A 3,245-nucleotide genomic window follows, 5' to 3' on the forward strand; every position below is an offset into this window, starting at 1 on the left:
TCGGCTGCTCACCCATCGATTCCAGTGCCCGGTTGGTTTTCGAAAACGGTTTGGAACCGAAGAAACCGTGGTAAGCAGATAATGGACTGGGGTGGGCAGATTCAAAAATAATATTGCGCGACCGGTCGATCAGCTGGGCCTTATTCCGTGCAGCCCGTCCCCATAGGATAAAGATGACTGGCCGTGGACGGTCAGATAACGCGGCAATTGCCGCATCGGTAATCTGTTCCCAACCGTGGCCCCGATGGGAATAGGCATGCCCGGCACGGACCGTTAACACCGAGTTGAGCAGTAAAACGCCCTGGTCGGCCCATTTTTTGAGATAACCATGGTTAACCGGTGTACAACCAAGGTCATCATGCAACTCCTTATAAATATTTTTCAACGACGGCGGCACAGGCACTCCAGGCATGACGGAGAAACTGCAGCCGTGTGCCTGGTGGGGACCATGATAAGGATCCTGACCGAGAATAACCACCTTGGTTTTACTAAAAGGAGTCCATTCAAACGCTTGGAAGATGTGGTGCATCTCCGGATAAATAGTTTGGTGAGAATACTCCTGAACTAAAAAGTCATGTAACTGGGCGTAATTTGCGGATTCAAACTGTGGCTCTAACACAGGCCACCAATCATTATCAATCAACTGTTTCACTTTCAGCACCTCACCGTTATTTTATCATAAGTTAGCCGGTCTCTCTTGTCAGTGGTACCACTATCATAACGTTTCTGTTAAATTCTGACGGGCAACCTATCTTTCATTCTTCACCCCTGATAAAATAAGGTCAGGATTAATGAATGGGGGCGTTTCCAGGTGAGAAAGCTATATCTACGCAGCCAGGCAGTCAGTGGCAAAAGCGTTACGGTTGTTCATGACCTGAATGGTCAACAGGCCTACCTGCTAACTGGCCGCTGGGGGTTGCGAGCTGATGTCTTATCACTCTACACCATCAGTGGGCAGTTACTCGCCGAAATTAAGCAAGCGTCACTCGGCTTGCTTCCTCGTTTCCACCTCTACCAGCACAACCAGCTTGTGGGTTACGTGGGCCTCTCACTCGGTTTTTCACGGGAATTAGTCTACATTCGCGGCTTAAATTGGGTCATCGTTGGGAGCGGTACTCAGGGTCGTTACCGTATTTTCCAGGGTCGGCGGCTGGTTTGTGAGATCAAGCCAGTTGACCACAGCGGCATGACTGTCAGTGAACTAGCTATTGACCGCCCCGTGGACGAACCACTGGCCCTGCTTGTTGCCGCCGTCCTCAACCATTACGCCCACCGCGGCAGCCGACTCCCATTGCGGACAAAATTGGCACAACGTTGGAAAAAACGCCACCCCCAACTCGGCAATGCATAATGAAAGACGCCATCACTTAAAAAAGTGGTGGCGCCGTTTGTTTTATCTCTGTTTATGCGATATGTCCTTCAATGGCTTCGATATCACCCTTGCCGTCGCGGTCAACAATCGCTCCGATCGCAGCGGTAATGCCCTTCACATCATCAGCCAACGACATTGCCGGAGTCTGAGGACGGTGAATGACCTGGTCTGGTAAGAATGGAATGTGGATAAAGCCCGCCTTAATTTGAGGGAAGAACTTATCGCGCATATACTGGACCTGGTAGAAAATGTGGTTGCAGACGTAAGTCCCTGCGGTGTACGAAACCGCGGCTGGTAACCCAGCTTCCCGGATTGCGCGGGCAATAGCCTTGACCGGCAGCTGAGTGAAGTAAGCCGTCTGACCATCTTCATGAATGGTGTGATTTAACGGCTGGTAACCAGCGTTGTCTTTAATCCGCCCGTCGTCCAGGTTGATAGCAACGTATTCCGGGGTAATACCGAAGCGGCCACCCGCTTGCCCAACATTGATAACGTAGTCCGGATGATGCTCTTCAATTGCTTGTTTGACAACCTCCGCACAGTGGTTGAACTCAGTTGGGATCTCCAACTTAATAATCTCCGCACCGTGGATCATTTCCGGCAAACGGTTAACCGTTTCAATCGCCGGGTTAATCTTATCGTCACCAAAAGGGTTAAAACCAGTTACTAAAATTTTCATTTAAAGTCCTTCTTTCACGTTAAAAAGCCAGGAAGTACATCAAAACGATGTGAATCAGCAACATCACAATTGCCACTGGGGCCTGGGACTTGATGACACCCATTTCGTCATCCATATCCAAGAGTGCCACCGGAAGGCTATTGAAATTAGCGGCCATGGGGGTCATTAACGTTCCACAGTAACCAGCCGTCATTCCCAGCGTGGCCACGACGGCGGGGTTGCCACCCTGGGCAACAACAAACGGAATCCCAATTGCCGCAGTGATGACGGCAAAGGCAGCAAAAGCGTTCCCCATAATAATCGTGAAGACCGCCATGGCAATACAGTACAACGCTACCCCTAAGAGCCGGTTCCCTGTTGGAAAAATACCAGCAATAATTTGCGCAGTCAGGTCACCAATCCCAGCAGCGGTGAAGACGGCACCAAGCATGGCCAACAGTTGCGGTAACACACCTGCCGTTCCCATTGCCCGAATAGAACGATGGGTATCGAAGAACACCTGCTTAGCGCTAGCACGAGTCTCGATCCAGGCAATGATCAGCGAAACAATGGAAGCAATCCCAATCGCAATTTGGCCGCCTAACTTCGTGTACTGGGAAATACAAAAGGCAACGACGGCCAGGACAATACTCGGCAAGAAGACCCACCAGCCAAGCCGCTTAGCTGACTTTTCTGCCTTTTGTTCATTAACTTCCGGGATCGTTCCAATCTTAATCTGCTTAAACAGCGCCAACAAACCAATCACGACAACTAGCAAACCACTGACGACGTTTGGCAGCATATCACCAAAGCCAAAAATAATCGCCATGATCACCCAGAAGAACCCAGTCCCAATTCGGGCTGGGTTCTTCTTGTCGCGGAATGATTCAATTCCCGCGACCAGCAAAATCAAGCCGAGCAGCAAATAGAGGGCCAACAAAAGATTTTTCATTAACATTATTTGTCAGCCTCTTTTCCTGTCAAATAGCGTTTATCGCACAGGTAGTTATAAACAGCCACGACGATAAAGGCAATGATTGCGATTGGAACCGCCCAAATAACAATCTGGCTTGGCTTTACCGGGTGCTTTAAACTGGTCATCGTGCTGGCCATCAGTAAAACCCCACCACTAGCAACGAACGTGTTTTGGCTGAAGAAGTTGGCAAAGTTGTCAGTTGCCGCAATGCGGGCCTTCATCTTTTCCTTCCCCTTAGC

The 3,245-nt window shown here is 49.9% G+C and carries 5 protein-coding genes; 1 reads left to right on the top strand and 4 read right to left on the bottom strand.

Features of this window, described 5'->3' with window-relative positions:
• The coding region (locus tag Q0E49_RS07900) for a uracil-DNA glycosylase (RefSeq protein ID WP_295747811.1) at window positions 1-652 on the bottom strand (652 nt) is incomplete at its 3' end.
• Between the two features lie 159 nt (window positions 653-811).
• Between Q0E49_RS07900 and Q0E49_RS07905 the strand changes: the two genes are divergently transcribed.
• Window positions 812-1,351: a hypothetical protein gene (locus Q0E49_RS07905; protein WP_295747814.1), complete on the top strand. Its 540-nt coding sequence runs from the start codon at window positions 812-814 to the stop codon at window positions 1,349-1,351.
• A gap of 52 nt (window positions 1,352-1,403) precedes the next feature.
• Here the strand turns inward: Q0E49_RS07905 and pcp are convergent, their stop codons facing one another.
• The 3 genes from pcp to Q0E49_RS07920 all read right to left on the bottom strand — a co-directional run.
• Window positions 1,404-2,051 carry a pyroglutamyl-peptidase I gene (gene pcp, locus Q0E49_RS07910; RefSeq protein WP_295747816.1) on the bottom strand — a complete coding sequence of 216 codons (648 nt, stop codon included), beginning with the start codon at window positions 2,049-2,051 and terminating at the stop codon, window positions 1,404-1,406.
• Window positions 2,052-2,070: 19 nt separating this feature from the next.
• Window positions 2,071-2,982 (bottom strand): DUF979 domain-containing protein, encoded by a 912-nt coding sequence (locus Q0E49_RS07915; protein ID WP_295747821.1) that lies wholly within the window; start codon window positions 2,980-2,982, stop codon window positions 2,071-2,073.
• Window positions 2,983-2,987: 5 nt separating this feature from the next.
• Window positions 2,988-3,245 (bottom strand): DUF969 family protein (locus tag Q0E49_RS07920; protein WP_295747819.1); only part of this gene is annotated, 258 nt, incomplete at its 5' end.

This window comes from uncultured Limosilactobacillus sp. (assembly GCF_934202235.1).
In the GTDB taxonomy this organism is placed as follows: Bacteria; Bacillota; Bacilli; order Lactobacillales; family Lactobacillaceae; genus Limosilactobacillus.

Bases quoted from the DNA above. Each gene is read 5' to 3' on its own strand.
- pcp (WP_295747816.1), bottom strand. From the start codon at position 2,051: ATGAAAATTTTAGTAACTGGTTTTAACCCTTTTGGTGACGATAAGATT.
- Q0E49_RS07915 (WP_295747821.1), bottom strand. From the start codon at position 2,982: ATGAAAAATCTTTTGTTGGCCCTCTATTTGCTGCTCGGCTTGATTTTG.